The 18,723-nt window shown below is 76.6% G+C and carries 15 protein-coding genes and 1 pseudogene; 13 read left to right on the top strand and 3 right to left on the bottom strand.

What is annotated here, in order from left to right; all coding sequences use genetic code 11:
• The first annotated feature begins 42 nt into the window (after positions 1-42).
• The gene (locus tag JQN70_RS11285; RefSeq protein WP_204131438.1) at positions 43-447 is read left to right on the top strand and encodes an FAD synthase family protein; all 405 of its coding nucleotides are present in this window, start codon (positions 43-45) and stop codon (positions 445-447) included.
• Positions 444-2,477: a hypothetical protein gene (locus JQN70_RS11280; protein WP_204131437.1), complete on the top strand. Its 2,034-nt coding sequence runs from the start codon at positions 444-446 to the stop codon at positions 2,475-2,477. The genes JQN70_RS11285 and JQN70_RS11280 overlap by 4 nt, the downstream gene beginning before the upstream one ends.
• Positions 2,478-2,484: 7 nt before the next feature.
• Here the strand turns inward: JQN70_RS11280 and JQN70_RS11275 are convergent, their stop codons facing one another.
• Positions 2,485-3,282, bottom strand: coding sequence for an inositol monophosphatase family protein (locus tag JQN70_RS11275; RefSeq protein ID WP_204131436.1), 798 nt, complete (start codon positions 3,280-3,282; stop codon positions 2,485-2,487).
• Between the two features lie 117 nt (positions 3,283-3,399).
• On the opposite strand from JQN70_RS11275, the gene JQN70_RS11270 reads away from it, so the two are divergent.
• The 8 genes and pseudogenes from JQN70_RS11270 (at position 3,400) to JQN70_RS11240 (ending at position 11,496) form a co-directional block, all read left to right on the top strand.
• Positions 3,400-4,404: a DNA topoisomerase IB gene (locus tag JQN70_RS11270; RefSeq protein WP_204131435.1), complete on the top strand. Its 1,005-nt coding sequence runs from the start codon at positions 3,400-3,402 to the stop codon at positions 4,402-4,404.
• A gap of 280 nt (positions 4,405-4,684) precedes the next feature.
• Positions 4,685-5,773 (top strand): glycosyltransferase family 2 protein, encoded by a 1,089-nt coding sequence (locus tag JQN70_RS11265; protein ID WP_204131434.1) that lies wholly within the window; start codon positions 4,685-4,687, stop codon positions 5,771-5,773.
• Positions 5,766-7,694 carry a glycosyltransferase gene (locus JQN70_RS11260; RefSeq protein ID WP_307835934.1) on the top strand — a complete coding sequence of 643 codons (1,929 nt, stop codon included), beginning with the start codon at positions 5,766-5,768 and terminating at the stop codon, positions 7,692-7,694. Before JQN70_RS11265 ends, JQN70_RS11260 begins: the two co-directional genes overlap by 8 nt.
• A gap of 13 nt (positions 7,695-7,707) precedes the next feature.
• A complete protein-coding gene (locus JQN70_RS11255) occupies positions 7,708-8,643 on the top strand; it encodes a lysylphosphatidylglycerol synthase domain-containing protein (RefSeq protein ID WP_204131433.1) in 936 nt (311 codons plus the stop codon).
• The gene (locus JQN70_RS11250) at positions 8,640-9,446 is read left to right on the top strand and encodes a class I SAM-dependent methyltransferase (RefSeq protein ID WP_204131432.1); all 807 of its coding nucleotides are present in this window, start codon (positions 8,640-8,642) and stop codon (positions 9,444-9,446) included. Before JQN70_RS11255 ends, JQN70_RS11250 begins: the two co-directional genes overlap by 4 nt.
• A complete protein-coding gene (locus tag JQN70_RS11245) occupies positions 9,446-10,384 on the top strand; it encodes a DNA-3-methyladenine glycosylase family protein (RefSeq protein WP_204131431.1) in 939 nt (312 codons plus the stop codon). The genes JQN70_RS11250 and JQN70_RS11245 overlap by 1 nt, the downstream gene beginning before the upstream one ends.
• Positions 10,385-10,515: 131 nt before the next feature.
• Positions 10,516-10,677 (top strand): annotated as a pseudogene (locus tag JQN70_RS21160) (type IV toxin-antitoxin system AbiEi family antitoxin domain-containing protein); the annotation flags it as partial.
• A 3-nt stretch (positions 10,678-10,680) separates the two neighbouring features.
• A complete protein-coding gene (locus JQN70_RS11240; RefSeq protein WP_239111440.1) occupies positions 10,681-11,496 on the top strand; it encodes a hypothetical protein in 816 nt (271 codons plus the stop codon).
• A gap of 81 nt (positions 11,497-11,577) precedes the next feature.
• On the opposite strand, the gene cofE is transcribed toward JQN70_RS11240, so the two are convergent.
• Complete coding sequence (gene cofE / locus JQN70_RS11235; protein ID WP_307835933.1) at positions 11,578-12,639, bottom strand: coenzyme F420-0:L-glutamate ligase; 1,062 nt, start codon at positions 12,637-12,639, stop codon at positions 11,578-11,580.
• Positions 12,636-13,613 carry a 2-phospho-L-lactate transferase gene (gene cofD / locus JQN70_RS11230; protein WP_204131429.1) on the bottom strand — a complete coding sequence of 326 codons (978 nt, stop codon included), beginning with the start codon at positions 13,611-13,613 and terminating at the stop codon, positions 12,636-12,638. Before cofD ends, cofE begins: the two co-directional genes overlap by 4 nt.
• A 225-nt stretch (positions 13,614-13,838) precedes the next feature.
• On the opposite strand from cofD, the gene JQN70_RS11225 reads away from it, so the two are divergent.
• Genes JQN70_RS11225 through JQN70_RS11215 form a run of 3 tightly spaced genes read left to right on the top strand, consistent with a single transcriptional unit; the run spans position 13,839 to position 18,710 of the window.
• On the top strand, positions 13,839-14,087 hold the full coding sequence (locus JQN70_RS11225) for a WhiB family transcriptional regulator (protein WP_204131598.1): 249 nt from the start codon (positions 13,839-13,841) through the stop codon (positions 14,085-14,087).
• A gap of 34 nt (positions 14,088-14,121) precedes the next feature.
• Positions 14,122-17,238: a glycosyltransferase family 2 protein gene (locus tag JQN70_RS11220; RefSeq protein WP_204131428.1), complete on the top strand. Its 3,117-nt coding sequence runs from the start codon at positions 14,122-14,124 to the stop codon at positions 17,236-17,238.
• Positions 17,235-18,710, top strand: a complete 1,476-nt coding sequence (locus JQN70_RS11215; RefSeq protein ID WP_204131427.1) for a DUF5719 family protein — start codon at positions 17,235-17,237, stop codon at positions 18,708-18,710. Before JQN70_RS11220 ends, JQN70_RS11215 begins: the two co-directional genes overlap by 4 nt.
• Positions 18,711-18,723 lie beyond the last annotated feature (13 nt).

Genomic DNA, 18,723 nt, shown 5'->3' with positions numbered 1-18,723 from the left:
CCCGCACGGTAGCAACGCGGCCACCGACTAGGCTCGCTGACCATGAGTGGGCGCACCGTCATCACGTTCGGGACCTTCGACGTCTTCCACGTCGGACACGTCCGCGTGCTCGAGCGCGCCGCCGCGCTCGGCGACCGGCTCGTCGTCGGTGTCTCCGCCGACGCCCTCAACGTCAGCAAGAAGGGCCGTCCGCCGGTGTACACGCAGGACGAGCGGATGGAGATCGTCCGGGCCCTGCGCGTCGTCGACGAGGTGTTCGTCGAGGAGTCGCTCGAGGCCAAGCGCGACTACGTCGTCGGGCACGGCGCCGACGTCCTCGTCATGGGCGACGACTGGGCCGGCAAGTTCGACTGGGTCTCCGACGTGTGCGAGGTCGTCTACCTGCCGCGCACCCCCTCGGTCTCGACGACGGGCATCATCGAGCACATCGCCGGCCTCGGGTCGTGACCGGCCGGGCCGTCACGGCCTCGGCCCTCGCCGCGGGCCTGTGGGTCGTCGGCGTCACGACCGTCGGCGGGGTGCTGGCGGCGCTCGGCTGGTGGTCGCCGTGGGTGGCCTGGCCGGTGGCGGTGCTCGTCGCGGCGGGGGCGGCCGTGCTCGTGCGGGGGGTCCCGGGGGTGCGTCTCGGGCCGGCGGCCGGGGCGGCGCTCGTCGCGCTGGTCGTCGGGTTCGCCGTGTACGCGGGGGTCACCCACTCCGAGCACGTGCTGCCCCGGCGGGACGCCGCGAGCAACCTCCAGGCGGCGGTGAGCCTGGCGCGCACGCACGAGCGGGTGGTGCCGGTCGACGTCGCGGCGCTCGGGGCGGGGGCGGCCTTGGCGCGCGGTGACGTGACGCTGGCCAGCGCGGCGTTCTACCAGGTGGGGTCGGTGGACGAGCCGGCCGTGCAGCCGCAGTTCCTCATGGCGCCGGCGGTCGTCTACGGCTTCGGGGTGTGGGCCGGCGGGCCGTCGCTCGCCCAGCTCCTGCCGGCGGTCGTCATGGCCCTCGGGGTGCTCCTCGTCGGGCTGCTCGGCGCGCACCTCGCGGGGTCGTGGTGGGGGGTGGCCGCCGCCGGGCTCACGGCGGTGCTCTTCCCGGTGCTCAACGTCGCCCGCGGCACCTACTCCGAGCAGCTCGCGCTGCTCACGCTCCTCGGCGGGCTGCTGGCGCTCACCCTCGCGGTGGGGGGCGAGGACGACGACCCGGCCACCCGGCGGCTCGCGCTGCTCGGTGGGGTGCTCGTCGGGGGCACGGCCCTCGCGCGGGTCGACGCGCTGCGCGAGGTGCTGCTCCTCGTGCCGTTCCTCGCGGTCGGCGCGGCGCTGGGGCGACGCTGGGTGCGTCCGGCGGTCCTCGGGATCGCGGGCTCGACAGTGGTGGCGTGGGCCCTCGCGGTCGGGCTCTCGTACCGGTACCTCGGGGACATCCACGCGAGCCTGCTGCCGCTCGTGGCCATCGCGGTCGTCGTGCTCGCGGGCTCGCTCGGGGGCCTGTGGCTGTGGCGGCGGGGGCGGCGGCTGCCGGGTCCGGTCGTCCGGCGGGCCCCGGACGTGCTGGCCGGGCTGGTCGTCCTCACCGGGCTCGTCCTGTGGAGCCGGCCGTGGTGGATGACCGTGCGCCAGGACCCGGACGACCCGGGGTCGCGCTACGTCGCGGGGATGCAGCGCCGGCAGGGCCTGCCCGTTGACGGCGGACGCACCTACGCCGAGCACACCGTCGACTGGCTGTCCTGGTACGTCGGGTGGGTGGCGCTCGTCGTGGCCCTCGTCGCGCTGGCGCTGCTGCTGCGTCGGGCGCTGGCCGGGCTCGGTGGTGGGCGCCTCGAACCGTGGGCTCCGGCGCTGTTCGTCGCGGCCGCGTCCACCGTGCTCACGCTGCTGCGCCCGGGCATCACGCCCGACCACCCGTGGGCCGACCGGCGGCTGCTCGTCGCGCTGCCGTTCGTCGTCCTCCTCGTCGTGGTGGCGGCGGCGTGGTCGGCGCGTCGGTTGTCGTCCTCCGGGAAGCGTTGGGGCACACCGGTGGTCGCCGTGCTGACGGTTCTGGCCGTGGGGGTGCCCGCGGTGCTGGCGACGTGGCCGTTCCGCGGTGTCGGGGTCGAGCGCGGGTCGCTGGCCGCCGTCGACGACGTGTGCGGGGTGCTGCGCCCCGACGACGTCGTGCTCGGCATCGACAGCCGCGCGTCCTCGGAGTGGCCGCAGACCGTGCGCGGGATGTGCGGCGTGCCCTACCTCGTCGCGACGACGCCGGTGCGCCAGGACCCGGCACGGCTGGCCGACGTCGTCGCCGAGATGGCGCGCGGGGCGTCCGCGTCGGGACGCCGGCTCGTCGTGCTCGCCGCCGACGGGCCCGAGGCGATCGAGGGGTTGGGGCTGGCGCCGCGATCGGTCGTCGACATCCGGTTCCCCGAGGAGGAGCACGCGCTCGACCGTCCGCCCCGGAAGACCGACCGGGGTGGGGTGCGGGTGTCGGTGGCCGAGGTGCCGGCCGGCTGAGTCGCGCTCAGGCCCGGCTGAACTGGTCGGCCGCGCGCCGTTGCACCGCGCGGCAGGTGTGGGCGTCGACGGCGACCACGAGCCCGGGCCGGGTCGACCGCGGGCCGTAGGGCGAGCCGTCGGGGTGCACGACGGCGCCGCCGGCCTCGGTGACGAGCAGCGTGCCGGGCGCGTGGTCCCAGGGGTTGGAGCGCGAGTAGACGATGTAGTCGGTGGCGCCCTCGACGAGCTTCGGGTAGTCGACGCCGCAGCAGACCCACGAGAGGCGCATCGCGGGCAGGTCGCCGAGGGACTGGTCGCGCAGGGACCACATCGAGGTGACGCCCTGCGGTGCGCGGTCGTCGGGGACGGGGGTGGTGCGCATCCGCTCTCCGTCGCGGAACGTGCCGGATCCCCTCTCCGCCACCCAGGTCCGGCCGTGCTCGGGCTGGTGGACCCACGCGCGGACCGTCTCGCCGCGGACCACCTCGGCGACCATCACCGCGTGGTCGGGGGAGCCGTGGACGAAGTTCTTCGTGCCGTCCACGGGGTCGACCGTGAAGGCGTGGTCGGCCGCGAGGTAGCGGTCCATCAGGGCGTGGTCGCCGGCGAAGGCCTCCTCGCCGAGGACGACGGCGTCCGGGTAGGCCTCGGTGAGGCGCCGGGTGATGACGACCTCGGCCTCGCGGTCGGCGACGGTGACGAGGTCGCCGGGGTTCTTCTCCATGACCTCGCCCTCGGAGAGCGAGCGGAACCGGGGGGTGATGACCTCGGCGGCGACCTCGCGCAGGAGGTCGGCGACGGCGTCGGTCGAGAGGCCGGGCATGGGGGTCACGGTCCCACACGGCGGGTCCGCCGCCCAAACCGCGCCGTCGGACCCGCGCCGTCGAACCTGTGCTGACCTGCGGGCTTGGCCCCGTCCGGTCGTGGGTAGGGTCCGGGCATGGCGAGGTTGCGGCGGGTGTCCCCGCGGTCGGCGGGGTGGACGCGGAAGCGGGCCGGGAAGGGTTTCTCGTACCGCGACGCCGGGGGGGACGCGCTCCCGAAGGAGGAGGTCGAGCGGATCCGCTCGCTCGCCATCCCGCCCGCGTGGCAGGACGTGTGGATCTGCCCACACCCCAACGGTCACATCCAGGCCATCGGCACCGATGCCGCGGGCCGGCGCCAGTACCTCTACCACCCGGACTGGCGCACCGCCCGCGACGAGCTGAAGTTCGACCGCGTCAAGGCCGCCGGCACCCGGCTGGCCAAGGCGCGCGAGCGCATCATCGAGGACCTCGCGGGGGAGGGGATGCCGCTGGCCCGCGCGGCGGCGACGGCCACCCGGCTGCTCGACCTCGGGTACTTCCGGATCGGGTCGGACGCCTACACCGACGCCAACGGGTCGTTCGGGCTGACGACGCTCGAGCGGCGGCACGTCCGGCGGCAGGGCACCGACCTCGTCTTCTCCTTCGTCGGCAAGTCCGGCATCGAGCACTCGATCTCGGTGAGCGATCCGCAGGTCATCGACTCGCTGAACTACATGCGGCGCCGGCGGGGTGGGTCGAAACGGCTGCTCGCCTACCGCGGCGAGGCGAAGTGGGCCGACCTGCAGGCGTCGGCGGTCAACGAGTACATCTCGCAGATGGTCGCCGAGGACCTCACGGCCAAGGACTTCCGGACGTGGCACGCGACGGTGCTGGCGGCGGTGGCGCTCGCCGAGTCGCCGGAGAAGGGTGACACGGTCGCCTCGCGGAAGCGGGCGGTCAAGGCGGCGGTCGAGGAGGTGTCGGCCTACCTCGGCAACACCCCGACGATCGCGCGCAAGTCCTACATCGACCCGCGGGTCATCGACCAGTACGAGGACGGCGTGACGATCGCCGGCACGCTGGCGAAGCGGTACCGGGAGGACGCCAAGCGGCAGGCGGCCATCGAGAAGGCGGTGGCGCGGCTCATCGACGGGGCGTGAGTCGGCGCGGGGCGAGCGGCCCGACGTGGCGCGCGCGGGGGTGAGGCCGAGAGGACCCAGGCGAGGCCGAGGTGACGGTGTGCGCTCCGGAGATCCTTGCCGAGCGCAAGGGATCCCTTGCCGGACGTCAGGGAACCCTTGCGCTTGGCAAGGGATCCCTTGCGGGGCGCACGGGATCCCTTGCGAGCGGCATGGAGGGCTGGAGGCACACGGTGTCCCTCCGGGTGCTGGGCGCCCGCCGGTGCGGTGACCCGTCGCCCCGCCGGTAGGCTCGCGGGCGATGAACGAGCACCCCGAGGCCGCGGCCGCCCACGCCGACCACGACGCCGTCCACGCGGCACCCACCGAGCAGATCGACGTCCGCACCGGCGAGCTGGCCGGGCGCAGCACCGACCCGTCCACCGCGGGCACCGCGGGCACCGTGCGCCCCCGCGCGGCCGGCGGCCACGTCATCGAGGACGGCCCGGACGGCCCCGGGCCCGCCCCCTACGTCACGCTCGTCCTGCCCTGCTACAACGAGGGCGCGCACGTCCTCCAGGAGCTCGACCGCTGCTCCCGCGTCCTCGAGGCCGCGGACTTCACCTACGAGATCCTCTGCATCGACGACGCGAGCACCGACGACACCCTCGAGGTCCTGCGCTCCGCCCAGCAGCGCTACCCCCACCTGCGCGTGCTGCCCTTCCGCCGCAACGGCGGCTCCGGCACCGCCCGGCGCATCGGCACCCAGCAGGCCCGCGGCGAGATCGTCGTCTGGACCGACGCCGACATGACCTACGAGAACGAGAAGATCCCCGACCTCGTCCGGATCCTGCGCGACGACCCCACGTACGACCAGGTCGTCGGCGCCCGCACCACCGAGGAGGGCACGCACAAGTGGGCCCGGGTGCCGGCCAAGTGGCTCATCCGCAAGATCGCCGAGTGGCTGACCAAGACCCGCATCCCCGACCTCAACTCGGGCCTGCGCGCGTTCCGCCGCGACGTCTCGCTGCCCTACCTCCGGCTGCTGCCGGCCGGCTTCTCGTGCGTCACGACGATCACCATCGCGTTCCTGTCGAACCAGCACGACATCAGGTACGTCGAGACGAGCTACGCCAAGCGCGCCGGGGTCAGCAAGTTCCACTTCGTCAACGACGCCTACCGCTACATCCTCCAGGTGCTGCGGATGGTCATGTACTTCGACCCGCTCAAGGTGCTCATGCCGCCGGCGCTCTGGCTCGTCGTCATCGGGGTCGTCAAGGCCGTCGTCGACATGGTGCGCCACCCGTTCTACTTCCCGGCGAGCACCGTCCTCCTCGTCGTCAGCGGCATCATGATCGGGTCGCTGGCCCTCCTGTCCGACCTCGTCGTCCGGTCCAGGGACGGTGTCTGACACCGTGACCGGTGTCGACGGGGGGACGGGCGAGGACGCCTCCGCGGCATCGGGCGCCGCCCTGCGCGTCGCACTCGTCGGCCCGACGCACCCGTTCAAGGGAGGGGTCGCGGCGCACACGACGACCCTCGCCCACGAGCTCGCCGACGCCGGCCACGACGTCACCCTCGTGTCGTGGAGCCACCTCTACCCGTCGTTCCTCTACCCGGGCGAGCAGGCCGTCCCCGGCGGCGCCCCGGACGTCGACCCGTTCCCGCGCACCCTGCGGGTCCTGTCGTGGGCCCGCCCCGACACCTGGCTGCGCGCCGGCCGGCGGCTGCGCGACGTCGACGTCGTCGTGCTCGTCCACGTCGTCCCGGCCGTCGTGCCCGCCCACCTCGCCCTGCTCCGGGCCGCGGGTGCCGGTGGGGGAGGCCGGGGCCCGCGCGCGGTCGTCGTCGCCCACAACGTCCTCCCGCACGAGACCAACCCCGGCGACCGGCAGCTCGTCGCCGCCCTTCTCCGCCGCGCCGACGCCGTCGTCGTCCACTCCGACGAGCAGGCGCGGGTCGCCGCCGACCTCGGCGCCCGCCGGGTCCGCGAGGTCGACCTGCCCCCGCACCTGCCCGGCGGGGACCCGGAGCCGCGGCCCGACCACGACGGCCCCGTGCGCCTGCTCAGCCTCGGCATCGTCCGCGACTACAAGGGCGTCGACCTGCTCCTCGAGGCGCTGCGCGAGGTCGAGGGTCCCACCCTCACCGTCGCGGGCGAGCTGTGGGGCGATGCCGGCCGCCGCGTCCGCGAGCTCGCCGCCGACCCGCGGCTGCGCGACCGGGTCGAGGTGCACGGCGGCTACGTGCCCGCCGACCGCATCGCCGGACTGATGGCCCGTCACGACGTCGTCGCGCTGCCGTACCGGTCGGCGACGGCCTCGCAGAACGTCCTCCTCGCCCGGCGCCACGGCGTGCCGGTGCTGGCCACGGCGGTCGGCACCTTCCCCGTCCAGGTGCGCGACGGCGTCGACGGGCTGCTCGTGCCCCCGTCCGACAGGGCAGCGCTCGTCGAGGCGCTGCGCCGCCTCACCGACCCCGCCACGGTCCGGGCGCTCGCCACCGCGGTCCGCGAGCCCGACCTCACCGGACCCTGGGCGAACTACGTCGGCGCGATCGAGGCGCTCGCCGCCGAGCCCTCGGCGGTGCTCGACGACGACCCGCCCGTCCCCGTCGTGCCGCTCAACCCCGTCGCCCGCGTGCGCACGATGGCGGCCGTGTGGCGCGCGCGGCGCGGACCCGTCCTCGACCTCGGCCCCGCCGACCTCCCCGAGGGCGTGCGCGCCACCGACCTGCTCACCGTCGACGCCGAGGCCGTCGAGGCCACCGACGTCGCCCGTGCCCTCGGGCTGCCGCGCGCCAAGGACCCCGTCGCGGCGTGGGCCGCGCTCGGGGCCGTCGCCGCCCTCGTCCGCGTCCTCGACGACCGGGCCCGCGCGGCGGTCGTCGTCGACGAGTCCGGCAGTGCCAGCCCGTTCTCGCGCTGGGCCCGGGCGCTCGGGTTCGCCCCCGTCGAGCTCGAGCTCACCGGCCCGCGCGCCGCCATCGAGGTCCTCGACGTCGACACCGCCAGCCTCGACGTCGTCGCCCGCCTGCACCCCGGCGGCTGCACCGCCACCGACGTCGACCACGTCGTCGGCCAGGCGTCGTGGGCCCTGCGCTCGGGAGGCCTGCTGCTCCTCACCGTGCCCATCGGCGACGACGACCCCGAGTTCGCGGTGCGGCCCGCCGACGTGCGCGGCATCCTCGCCCGCGCCGACGACCTCGGGCTCACCCTCGTCGGCGACGTCGACGGCGACGTCCTCGGGCGGATGCGCGACGCGCGGATCGCGTTCGGCGGCACCGACTCCCCGGCCTACGCCGTGCTCCGGCTCACGTTCCGCCGCCGGTGACGGACGCTCACCGATGACCCGCTCCCGCATCCTCGTCGTCGTGCGCTACGGGTTGCTCGCGCTCGTGCTCGTCGCCGTCGTCTGGGCCCTGGCGCGCAACTGGGACGAGGTCTCGCGCGAGCTCGGCCGGATGAGCTGGCCGGCCGTGCTCGCCGCGCTCGTCCTCACGACGGCGGCACCTGTCGCCACGCTCGTCGGCTGGCGGGTGCTGCTCGCCGACCTCGGCACCCGGCTGCCGATGGCACCGGCGGCCAGCGTCTTCTTCGTCGGCCAGCTCGGCAAGTACGTCCCCGGGTCGGTGTGGACCGTCCTCGCCCAGGCCGAGATGGGGGCCCGGCTCGAGGTGCCGCGGCGCCGGATGGCGGTCACCGGCCTGCTGTCGATCCTCCTGGCCATCCTCGTCGGCAGCCTGCTCGGCGTCGTCGCGCTGCCCCGGCTGCTGGCCCGCGGCGGCTCGCCGGTCACGCTGTGGGTGCTCGTCGCGGCGGCCCTGCTCGGCGGTCTGCTCCTCTGGCCGCGGCTGCTCAACGCCCTGCTCGCGCTCGGGCTGCGCATCCTGCGCCGCGAGCCCCTCGAGCACGCGCTGTCCGGACGGGCGATCGTCCTCACCTGCCTGTGGTTCGCGGCGGCGTGGGTCCTCGCCGGCATCGGGGTCGCGGTGCTCGTCCTGTCGCTCGCCACCGACGTCACCGCGGCCGACCTCGTCGTCGGCGTGGTCTGCGGGTTCGCGCTCGCGTCGGCGGTCGGGCAGCTGTCCGTGCTCGTGCCGGCCGGCGTGGGGGTGCGCGACGGCGTCCTGGCCCTCCTGCTCGTCACCTTCATGCCCGTCTCGGCCGCGACGGCGGTCGTCGTCGTCGCCCGGTTCCTCGCGATCGTGGCCGACCTCGTCGTCGCCGGCGCGGGCTGGACGTGGGGACGTCGGCACCACCTCCTAGGATCCGGAGGATGAGCGAGCGACCGGAGCGCGAGGAGCAGCTCGCCTACTCGGAGTCGATGGCGAAGATGCTCGACGAGCAGGCGCGCCGCCAGAAGGCGGCCAAGCTGATCGCCGTCGTGCGGCACGCGCTGGGCGTGGAGAGCCTCGAGGGCCTGACGGCCGTCGACGTCGGCTGCTCGGCGGGCTTCATCGCCGACGAGCTGGCGCTGGCCGGGGCCGCCACCACCGGCGTCGACATCGACGAGCCGGGCCTGGCGAAGGCGCGTGCCCGGTTCGGCGAGCGCGTCGACTTCCGGCTCGCCCGGGGCGAGGACCTCCCGTTCGGCGACGAGTCGGTCGACGTCGTCGTCCTCAACCACATCTACGAGCACGTCGTCGACCCCGAGGCCGTCGTCGCCGACATCCACCGGGTGCTGCGACCGGGTGGGTTGCTGTACCTCGGTGTCGGACACCGGTTCCAGGTCATCGAGCCACACCACCGGCTGCCGTTCCTGTCGTGGCTGCCCCAGCGCGCCGCCGACCGGTACATGCGGCTCACCGGCAAGGGCACCGAGTACTACGAGCACTACTACACGCCGCGCGGGCTGCGCCGCCTCTTCGCGGCCTACGACGTCTGGGACTACACGCTGCCGGTGCTCGCCGACCCCGCGGCCTTCTCGGCCGGCGACAACGTCCCGGCGTGGGCGGCCCGCGTCCCCGGGCGGGTGCTGGCCGCCGGCCTGCCGCTCGTCCCCACGTACGTCTGGGCGGCGTTCAAGGGCGCGGCCGCACCCGCCGGACCGGCGCTGCGGGTGCCCCCGCGCCACGTCGGCTGATGGAGGTCGGGGGCGGGGCCGAGCGGGTCGTCCGCGCCTCGCGCCCGGTGCCGCTCGATGCCGTGCTCTCGACCTTCCGGCGCGGCGGCGGCGACCCCACCAGCCGGCGCGACGACGCCGGCTGGTGGTTCGCCTGGCGGACCCCCGACGGCCCGGTCACCCTGCGGCTCACGGCACCCGGCGGGGTCGCCGACGAGGTCACGGCGCAGGCGTGGGGTCCCGGCACCGGCTGGATGCTCGAGCAGGTGCCGGCGCTGCTCGGCGAGGGTGACGACCCCTCGGGCTTCGACCCCTCGCTCCACCCGCTCGTCCGGGACGAGTGGCGGCGCCGGCCGGGCTGGCGGGTGCCGCGCTCGGGGCTGGTCGTGCAGAACCTCGTCGCGTCGGTCATCGAGCAGAAGGTCACCGGCAAGGAGGCGTTCGCCGGCTACCGGCGCCTCGTGCGGCGCTTCGGCGAGCCGGCGCCCGGGCCGGGGGAGGAGCTGCACCTCGCCGTGCCGCCCACTCCGGCGGACTGGGCGGCCGTGCCCTCGTGGGAGTGGCTCGAGGCGGGGGTCGACCCCGGGCGCTCGCGCACCGTGTCGGCGGTCGTCCGGTACGCGGGGCGCCTCGAGGAGTGCGTGGGGATGTCGCCGGAGGCCGCGCGGGCCCGGCTCACGGCGCTGCCGGGCATCGGGCGGTGGACCTGGGCCGAGGTGGCCCAGCGGGCGCTCGGGCTCCCCGACGAGGTGAGCTTCGGCGACTACCACGTCGCGAAGGACATCACCTGGGCGCTCACGGGCACCCCGCAGGACGACGACGCCCTCGAGGCGCTGCTCGAGCCGTGGCGGGGGCACCGGTACCGGGTGCAGCGGCTCCTCGAGCTCGGTGGGCACCACCGGCCCCGCCGCGGCGCCCGGATGTCGCTGCCGACCCACCTCCCGACCCGCGGCCGCTGACCCGCGCGAGCGCGGGCCGCCGGATGGGAGGGTTCACCGGGTCGGGACCCGGTGAACCCTCCCGTCGGCCTGCCTGTGGATGACCGCTCGGGCCCGTCTCGCGGGGCGGGCATCCTGTCGGGGGAGGAACGATGCTCGACGAACGAGGGCAGCCGGCCCCGGGGAGTGCCCTCCGGGTCTGGGCGGCTGCGCAGTGCGGCCTGGTCACGCGGAGCCAGGCTCGCGATGCCGGGCTGACCCGGGACGCGATCGACTGGCGCGTCACCTCGGGCCGCTGGCACCCCCTCCATCGCGGCGTGTACCAGACCACCCCTGGCCGGACCGGCTGGGACGTCCGGGCCTGCGCGGCGTTCCTCGCCGTGCAGTCACCGGGAACCGAGGTCGACGCTGCCCTCGTCGGCCGGTCGGCAGCACACGTCCGGGGGCTGGTCCGGGCGGCCCCTCCGGTGATCGAGATCGGTGTGCCGCACCGTCGTCGGGTCGACGCGCCACCGGGCACCCGCATCCGTCGCATGACCCGCTTCCACGACGCCCTCGACGACACCGCCTACCCGTGGAGGACGGCGACCGCCGTCACCGTGGTCGACTGCGCGGGCCAGGGCGACGAGGACGCCGCGCTGGCGCTGGTGGGTCGCGCCGTCCAGTCCGGCCTCGTGTCGTCCACCTCCCTCGCCACCGAGCTGGCGCGACGCCGAGGTCACCGCCACGGCGGCCTGCTGCGCGAGGTCCTCGGGGACGTCGGGGACGGGACGCACAGTGCCGCCGAGATCCGCTACGTCCGTGACGTCGAGCGCGCGCACGGGCTCCCCGGGGGGCGCCGTCAGGTGGCTCGAGATCGCGGCGCCACCCACGACACGGTGTACGAGGCGTACGCGACGGTGGTCGAGGTCGACGGCCGCCTCGGACACGAGCGGTGGTCCGAGCGGGTGCGCGACGGACGTCGTGACCGGCTGGCGGCCGGGGAGGGCGAGTTCACCACTCGGGTGTTCTGGCCGGACGTCGCCCTGACGCCGTGCCGCACCGCCATCGAGGTCGGCGCAGTGCTCGCGGCCCGGGGGTGGCCGGGCCGTCCCGGGCCCTGCCGGCGGGCGGGCTGCGCAGTCCGCGGCTGAGTGCCGCGATGGGAGAGATGAACGGGTCCGGACCCGGTCGAGACTCCCACCGGGCTCGGACCGGACGTCAGGCGGCGCGGGTCAGGTGAGGCGCAGGGTGGCGGACGTCGGTGTGCGGGAGGCGAGCTCGGCGACGAGGTCCTCGGACGCCGCCGCCACCTCGGCGCGCACGACGAGCCGCCCGAGGTCGTAGGGGTCCTCCGCGGCGAGGACGACCTCGGCCGCGTCCGCACCGACCGACACGTCCGCCGAGCCGTCCTCGACATCGTGCAGGGCGAGCGCCACGACCCGGGCCACGCGCTCGGCGAGCGGCTCGGGCGCCACGGACCGGATGCCCACCGCCGCCGACTCCGCCGACCCCGGCGCCACCCCGAGCGCCGCCCGCAGCGCCTCGACGTGGCCGGTGGCGAACCAGTCGCCCGCGCCGGTGCGCACGAGCGAGCGCGCACCCGCGGCGGCCGGCGAGGGCGCGAACCACTCCGCCGGCAGCCCGCGCACGAGCGCCGCCGGTACCCCGTCGGCCTTGCCCTTGACGAGGTCCGCGGCGGCCGCCACCTCGTCGGCGACGGCCCGGGCGGTGACGGCCAGCGGCCGGCCGTCGTGGTCGACCCCGCCGCGCAGGTCGTCGAGGACGACGAGGCCGGCGGCCCCGAGCGCGAAGTCGGTGAGCCCGGCCCGCCACGGGCGACCCGCGGTGTCGGAGAGCACGACCCCGCACCGCGAGCCCGGGTCGAGCCCGGCCGCGGCGAGCAGCGCGGCCCGCAGGCCGGCCGCCTCGGCGTCCGGGTCCTCCGGCAGCAGCAGCACGGCGCCCGAGGGCCCGGTGTTCGAGGCGTCGACGCCCGCGGCGGCCATCACCGGTCCGGACACCGACTCGACGACCCGCGTGACCCCCGAGGCCGAACCCCGCTCCGCCACGACCCGGCGCGTGTGGGCATCGACCGCGCCCGCCCGCTCGCCGTCCCACGTCAGCCCGCGTGCCTTGGAGACGACCTTGCTCGAGACGACGAGGCAGTCGCCGTCCTCGAGCCGCCGCCCGGCCGCCGCCAGCGCCGCGAGGAGCAGACCGGCGAGGTCGTCACCGGCCACGACCTCGGGCACCCCGGCGAGCGCGTGCACCTCCACCGCGGCGCCCGACGTCACGCCGAGACCGCGGTCGCGAGCCGCAGCGCGTGGGCGGCGATGCGCGCCGTCGCCTCGACGTCGGTCATGAGCAGCGGGCCGTCGAAGGCCTCGACCCGGGCCCGGGGCAGCGTGGTGCCGGCGTCGGCGGGGTCGACGAGCCAGGCGTCGAGGAAGTCCTCGTACAGCCCGGCGACCCCGGCAGCGGTCACCGGCACCCCGACCGTGCGCAGGCAGGCGTCGGCGTGGCCCCGCACCGGGCGGCCCGAGATGAGCGGCGAGACCCCGACGACGGGAGCAGCGGTGCCCCGCAACGCGTCCCGCACTCCCGGCACCCCCAGCACGATGCCGATGGAGACCACCGGGTTGCTCGGGGGCAGCAGCACGACGTCGGCCTGCCGAATGGCGTCGAGGACGCCCGGCGCCGCCGCCGCGCGGTCCAGACCGGCGACGACGAAACGCTTCGCGGGCAGCGAGGCCTGGTGCCGGACCCACCACTCCTGGAAGTGGACGGCGCGCTCGCCGCCGTCCTCGTCGTCGACGACGACGTGGGTCTCGACCGGGGTGTCGGTCATCGGCAGCAGCCGGATGCGCCGCTCCGGCAGCCCCCAGCGGGCCGCGAGCCGCGCGGTGACCTCCGACGGCGGCACCCCCTGCGCGAGCCACTGCGAGCGGACGACGTGCGTCCCGAGGTCGCGGTCGCCGAGCGCGAACCACTGGGGGAGCGCGCCGTACGCGGCGAGCTCGGACTGCACGACGTGGGACTCGTCGGCCCGGCCCCAGCCCTGCGACTCCTCGACGCCGCCGCCGAGGGTGTAGAGGAGGGTGTCGACGTCGGGGGAGACCCGCAGCCCGAAGAGGCTGATGTCGTCGCCGGTGTTCGCGACGACGGTGACCTCGGAGTCGGCGAGGGCGGGGGAGGAGTCGAGGTGGTGCCGCAGGCCCCGGACGAACCGGGCGCCCCCGACGCCCCCGGCGAGGGCCGTGATGCGCATGGCCGCAGTCTCCCAGCCCGACCGGCGGGGACCGAATCCGGCACCTTCGTCACTCGCGTACCACAGGTGACCGTTCGGGTGAAATCCACCCGATAACACCGAACGGCTTGACGAGCGTGGCATGACACGCGTGTAATTCCATGCATGTACCTCCGGAGCGACCGGCCGGGGTGCACGGGTCGAGGTCGAGGAGGAACCATGCACGAGCTCTTTCTGGTCGAGGGGATGCTCGGGAACGTCGAGCCCGAGGAGGGTGCCCTGTCCTGGCAGGAGCGCTCCCTCTGCGCGCAGACCGACCCGGAGGCGTTCTTCCCGGAGAAGGGGGGCTCCACCCGCGAGGCCAAGAAGGTCTGCGTCGGGTGCGAGGTCCGGTCCGAGTGCCTCGAGTACGCGCTGGCCAACGACGAGCGCTTCGGCATCTGGGGTGGGCTGTCCGAGCGGGAGCGCCGCAAGCTGAAGAAGCGCGCGGTCTGACGCGGGGGCTCCCCCTGCCGACCGCCCCCTGCTGATGACGCTGGCCCCGCCGCGCCCCGTCGACACCGCACCGGCCTCCTCCGCCGGTGCGGCCGCTCCCGTCGTCACGGCGCTGGTCGTGACCCACCGCGACCCCGGCGGCGTCCGCGAGGTCCTCGAGGCCCTGGCCGCCCAGACCCTGCGACCGGACGAAGTCCTCGTCCTCGACCGCACCTCCGGTGCCGTCCTGCCCGAGGGCGACCCCGACGCCGGGCGCACGCTGCCCGAGGTCGTCGGCCGCGCCGCCCGCGACCTGCCGGTCTCCGTCGTGGCGGCCGACCCGCGCTCCTCGGCCCGGCGGGCGGCCTACCGGGCGGTCCTCGACCACGAGCCCGACCCCGCCGCCCCGGCCCTCCTGTGGTTCCTCCCGGTCGGCACGCACCCGGAGCCCGCCGCCCTCGTCCGCCTCGTCGACGCGTGGCGGCGCTCGCCGTCCACGGGTGTCGTCGGCCCCAAGCACGTCGACGTCGACGCGCCGCACCGGCTGCGCGCGGTGTCCATCCGCACGACCCGGGGCGGGCGGCTGCTCGCCCGCCCGGTGCCGGGCGAGCCCGACCAGGGCCAGTACGACACGACCACCGACGTCCTCGCCGTGCCCTTCGCCGGCTCGCTCGTCGAGCGGGGCCTGCTCGTCGGGCTGCGCGGCTGGGAGACGAGCTTCGGCGACGTCGGCGCCGACCTCGACCTCGGCTGGCGCGCCCAGTCCAGCGGCCGGCGGGTCGTCGTCGTGCCGGCCTCGCGCGTGCGCTCGCGCCCCGGCGTCGCCGTCGCCACCGCCACCACCGGCGCCCGGCGCCGCGCCGCCCGCCGGGTCGCGATGGCGCGCGCCCCGTGGTGGGCCACCCCGTTCCTCGCCGCGTGGGTCGCGGTCAGCTCGGTGCTCGCCGCCCTCGGCCTGCTCCTCCTCAAGCGCCCGCGCAGCGCGTGGGCCGAGGTCGCCTCGCTCACCTCCCTCGACCCGGTCCGCGGCTGGCGGGCCCGCTGGCGCACCCGGCACCGCCCGCAGGTGCGCCGCCGCGACCTCCACGCGGTCTTCGAGCCGCGCCGCGCCGTCCTCACCTCGTGGGGCGACTCGGTGCACCACGCCCTCGTCCCGCCGACGCCGCCGATCGGCGACGAGGCCGCCGACCTCAACCCGCGCTCCTGGCTCGTCAAGGTCGTCCGCCATCCCGGCGTCGTCGCCGTCCTCCTCGCCCTCGCGACGACGGTCGCGGCCGGCCGCTCGCTCGGGTTCGGCGTCGTCACCGGCCTCGGCAACGGCCTCACCGGCGGCGAGCTCGTCGGCGCCCGGGCCGACGCCGGCGGCCTCTGGCACGCCTGGCGCGACGGCTGGTCCGGACCGGGGCTCGGCGGCCCCGAGCAGGCCGGCCCGGCGAGCGCGCTGCTCGCCGCCCCCGCCTGGCTCGTCGACCACCTGCCGCTCGTCCCCGACCCGGTCTCGCCCGGGGGCGTCGTCGTCGCCCTCGTCGTCCTCCTCGCGATGCCCGCCGCGGCCCTCTCCGCCTACCTCGCGCTGCGCGTCGCGGCCTCCCGGCGCTGGGTCCGCACCCTCGGCGCGGTGGCGTGGGCCTGCTCGGGCCCGGCGGCGGCGGCCGTCGCCCAGGGCCGGCTCGGCGCCGTCGTCGCGCTCGTCCTCCTCCCGGCCGTCGCCGCGGGGCTGTGGCTCGTCGCCGCGCGCCGGTCCACCGCGACGAGCGCCTTCGCGACGGCCCTGGCCACCACCGTCCTCGGCGCCTTCGCGCCGGTCCTCGCGGGTCTCGCGGTCGTGCTCGCCCTCGTCCTCGCGGTGGTGCGCCGCGGGGTCCGCGGGCACGCGCTCGTCGCCGCGCTCGTCCCGTCGGCCGTCCTCGCGCCGTGGGTGCTCGTCGCCGGGTCGGTGTCGTGGCCCGCGGTCGTCGCCGGCACGGGTCTCGCCCAGTGGGGTGGGGACGCCCCGGCGGCGTGGCGCCTGGCCCTCCTCGACCCCGGCGGCGCGGGGTCGCCGCTCGTCTGGACGGCCGTGCCGCTCGTCGCGCTCGGCCTCGCCGGACTGGCCCGCGGGCGCACCTGGCGCGGCGCGCCGGCCGTGCTCGCCGCGCTCCTGACCGTGCTCCTCGCCCTCGCCCTCGTCGCGCCGCGGCTGCGCCTCGGCACGGTCCCCGCCGGCGTCGAGCCGGCCGGCGAGGCCATCACGCCGTGGGCGGGCACGATGCTCCTCCCGGTCGTCCTCGTCCTCGTCCTCGCGCTGGCCCACGGGCTCGACGTGCTCCCGGTGCTCGCCGCCCGACGCCGCTCGCAGGTGCTCCTGCGGCTCGTCGCGGGCACGGCCGCCGCCGCGGTCGCCGTGCTCGTCGGCGGGGTCGTCGTCGGCACCCTCGGCAGCGGCCTCGCCCCGTGGCGCGACCCGCGCCCGGCCGTCGCCGTCGACCAGGCCGGTGGGGCGTTCGCGACCCGCTCGCTGTTCGTCGTCCCGGGGGACCGTGGCGCCGCCTACCGCTTCGTCGGCCGCGAGGACGCCACGCTCGTGCGCACCCTGCCCGGCGAGCCCGGAGCGGACGCCGCCGTCGCCGCCGACGTCACGGGCCTGCTCGGGGCGGTCCCCGGCAGCGGCGCGCTCGTCGGGGCCACCGCCGCCGACCTGCTCGCCGTCCGCGGCGGCCAGGTCCCCGAGGTGGTGCGTCGCCTCGACGCCACCGACGGCCTCCAGCGCATCTCGCCGCGCGACGGCTGGGAGCTGTGGCGGCTCAGCCCCACCGGCCGGGCCTCGGAGTCCCTCGTCGCGCCGCCCCGGCTCCGGATGGAGAGCAAGGGCGCGACCACCCTCGTCGTCACGACGGGCGCGCACGGGGCCACGTCGACCACCGTTGACGTCCCCGAGGGTGCGCGCCTCGTCGTCGCCGAGCCGGCCGGCTGGGCCGAGCACGCCGTCGTCGAGGTCGACCGGCGCGTCCTCCCACCGGTCGCCGACGCCGCGTCGCCCACCTACGAGCTGCCCCCGGGCCGCGGCACCCTCACGGTGACGCTCACCGACCCGCAGCGCTGGTGGCACCTCGGCCAGGTCCTCGCCCTCGCGGTGCTCGCCTTCCTCGCCGTGCCCTTCGGCCGGCGCGAGACCCGGGTGGTGGCCCGATGAGCCGCCTCGCCCGCCTGCGCCCCGGCCTCCCCGCGGCCACCCGCGTCGTCGTCGGTGGCGGCCTCGCCGCGGCCCTCGTCTGGGTCGCCGCCACGCACGCCGACACCCTCGACCTCGCCGCGGCGAGCGGTGCCGAGGAGGCCCCCGTCGCGCCGACGAGCCTCGCGACGAGCACCGACACGATGTGCCCCGGCAACGAGCTGAGCGGCATCGGCGGGGTCGACGACGTCGGCGTCGGCGGCCTCGTCGCCGCCGCGTCCGGCCCGGAGTCCCTCCTGCCCGTGCCGGCCACCGGCGACGGACGGGCGCGGCTCACCGGCGGCTCGGCCACCCTCGAGGAGCTGTCCGGGCGCCCCACCGCCGCACAGTCACCGCTGCCGCGCACCGGCCCGGTCGCGGTGCGCGCCACCGGGTCCCTCGCCCCCGCGGTCACCGCGACCCAGGAGTGGATCAGCGGCCGCAGCGACCTCCGCGGACTGGTCACCACCCCGTGCCTCGCGGCCGGCTCCGACCTCTGGCTGCTCGGCGGCGGGTCCGGGGCCGGGCGCCAGGAGCGCCTCGTCCTCGTCAACCCCGGTGGCAACCCTGTCACCGCCGACGTCACCGTCCACGGCACGGCCGGCCCCGTCGCCCCCGCACGCACCGAGACGGTGCCCCCCGGGGGCCGGAGCACCCTGCTCCTCGACGCGGTGGCGGGGGAGGAGGGCACGCCCGCGGTGCACGTCGTCGCCGACGGCGGCGGCCTGCACGCCACCCTCACCGACACCTGGCTGGTCGGCAGCACCCCGCGCGGCGCCGAGACCGTCGTCCCCGCCGACGCGCCTTCGTCGGTGCAGGTCGTGCCCGCCGCGGTCCTCGGCTCGGGCCGGGCCACCGTGCGCGTCGTGTCCACGGGCGGTGAGGACGCCGTCGCCAGCGTCACCCTCCTCGGCCGCGACGGACCGGTCGCCACGACGGAGGACACCGTCGTCACCGTCCCCGGTGAGGGCGTCGCCGAGCTCGCGCTGCCCACCGTGCCGCCGGGTGCCTACTCGGTCGTCGTCCGGTCCGACGTCCCCGTCGCCGCCGCGGTGCTCAGCGTGCCGGGTGACGCCAAGGCCGCGGGCGACATCGGCTGGGCCACGTCCGCGCCGGCCCTCGACGGCCTCGGCGGGGCCGCGCTCCCGTCGACCAAGGGGGTCTCGAGGTCACTGCGGCTGGTGAGCACCGGCGGCGCCTCGACCGCCGACCTCACCCTCGTGGTCGACGGGGAGCAGCGCACCCGCACCGTCAGCCTGCTCGCCGACCGCGCCGCCGACGTCGACCTCGCCGGCGCCTCGGCGGTCTGGGTCGAGCGCACCGGGGGGTCGGGGAGCCTGCGCGGCGGGATCGTGTCCGTCGCCGGCTCGGGTGCGGGGCTCGTGCTGTCCGAGATCCCGCTCGAGCCGGTCGCCGTCACCTCGCCGGTCAGCCGGGCCTTCCCGCTGCCCTGACCGGCCCCGCGAC

Origin of the sequence: Phycicoccus sonneratiae, assembly GCF_016887965.1 — a bacterium.
Taxonomy (GTDB): Bacteria; Actinomycetota; Actinomycetes; order Actinomycetales; family Dermatophilaceae; genus Phycicoccus; species Phycicoccus sonneratiae.
The sequence above is the reverse complement of the archived record's forward strand: the minus strand, read 5'-3'. Positions and strand labels throughout refer to the sequence as shown.

What these genes read in the sequence shown, in the direction of transcription:
- JQN70_RS11285 (WP_204131438.1), top strand. Translation starts at nt 43, where the DNA reads ATGAGTGGGCGCACCGTCATCACGTTCGGGACCTTCGACGTCTTCCAC.
- JQN70_RS11275 (WP_204131436.1), bottom strand. Translation starts at nt 3,282, where the DNA reads ATGCCCGGCCTCTCGACCGACGCCGTCGCCGACCTCCTGCGCGAGGTC.
- JQN70_RS11270 (WP_204131435.1), top strand. Translation starts at nt 3,400, where the DNA reads ATGGCGAGGTTGCGGCGGGTGTCCCCGCGGTCGGCGGGGTGGACGCGG.
- JQN70_RS11265 (WP_204131434.1), top strand. Translation starts at nt 4,685, where the DNA reads ATGAACGAGCACCCCGAGGCCGCGGCCGCCCACGCCGACCACGACGCC.
- JQN70_RS11255 (WP_204131433.1), top strand. Translation starts at nt 7,708, where the DNA reads ATGACCCGCTCCCGCATCCTCGTCGTCGTGCGCTACGGGTTGCTCGCG.
- JQN70_RS11250 (WP_204131432.1), top strand. Translation starts at nt 8,640, where the DNA reads ATGAGCGAGCGACCGGAGCGCGAGGAGCAGCTCGCCTACTCGGAGTCG.
- JQN70_RS11245 (WP_204131431.1), top strand. Translation starts at nt 9,446, where the DNA reads ATGGAGGTCGGGGGCGGGGCCGAGCGGGTCGTCCGCGCCTCGCGCCCG.
- cofD (WP_204131429.1), bottom strand. Translation starts at nt 13,613, where the DNA reads ATGCGCATCACGGCCCTCGCCGGGGGCGTCGGGGGCGCCCGGTTCGTC.
- JQN70_RS11225 (WP_204131598.1), top strand. Translation starts at nt 13,839, where the DNA reads ATGCTCGGGAACGTCGAGCCCGAGGAGGGTGCCCTGTCCTGGCAGGAG.
- JQN70_RS11220 (WP_204131428.1), top strand. Translation starts at nt 14,122, where the DNA reads ATGACGCTGGCCCCGCCGCGCCCCGTCGACACCGCACCGGCCTCCTCC.
- JQN70_RS11215 (WP_204131427.1), top strand. Translation starts at nt 17,235, where the DNA reads ATGAGCCGCCTCGCCCGCCTGCGCCCCGGCCTCCCCGCGGCCACCCGC.